This window comes from Streptomyces sp. 8K308, from assembly GCF_004348315.1.
GTDB lineage: Bacteria > Actinomycetota > Actinomycetes > Streptomycetales > Streptomycetaceae > Streptomyces.
Genome location: NZ_SMKC01000689.1, coordinates 1 through 601 on the forward strand (window position 1 = coordinate 1; position 601 = coordinate 601).

Consider the following 601-nt stretch of genomic DNA (forward strand, 5'->3'; position numbering starts at 1 on the left):
CCCACGACGCGTGGCCCCCACCAGCCTCAACGCCTACCTCCGCACCCCCGAGGAATACGACCCCATGGACCGGAGCGCCCCCGTCCGCCTCCACGTCCTCGACACCGCCCGACAGATCGAGCGCGCCCTGGTCGACACCGCCGACCACATCGCCGCCGAGATCCAGATCCCCGCGCGCAGCCACGTCCCCCCGGCAGCGCGCCGTCCCGGCACCTGGACCGCTGACTACCGGGCCCGTCTCGACCGCGCGGCCGACCAAGACGCGGCCGCCCCCCGGCGCTGGCGCTACACCGGACAGCGCACCGCACCCACCGCCGCGGCATGGCTTCTCGACCGGCTCGTCAGCCTCCCCGGTGGCATCTTCCACCCGCTCACCCTCGGACACCGCGCCGCGATCGAGCAGGTCGCCCAGACCGCCGCCGACCACGTCGAGCACGCGTTGGGACTCGCCCGCCGCGCCGTCGAGATCCCGGGACGCCCGTGCGCCTGCGGCGGCACCCTCATGCTCCACGGCGGCCGGGTAGTCGCTCACGGGCGGATTCCACGGATGCGTGCACGACCGGCGCCTTTCGGGCCTTCCGGGCGTAGGCTCCCGCCACCC

At 75.2% G+C, this 601-nt stretch carries 1 protein-coding gene; it reads left to right on the forward strand.

All coding sequences use genetic code 11. The annotated features are described in order from the left end of the window. Nucleotides 1-10: 10 nt before the first annotated feature. The coding region (locus E1265_RS36655; protein WP_132935239.1) for a hypothetical protein at nucleotides 11-601 on the forward strand (591 nt) is incomplete at its 3' end.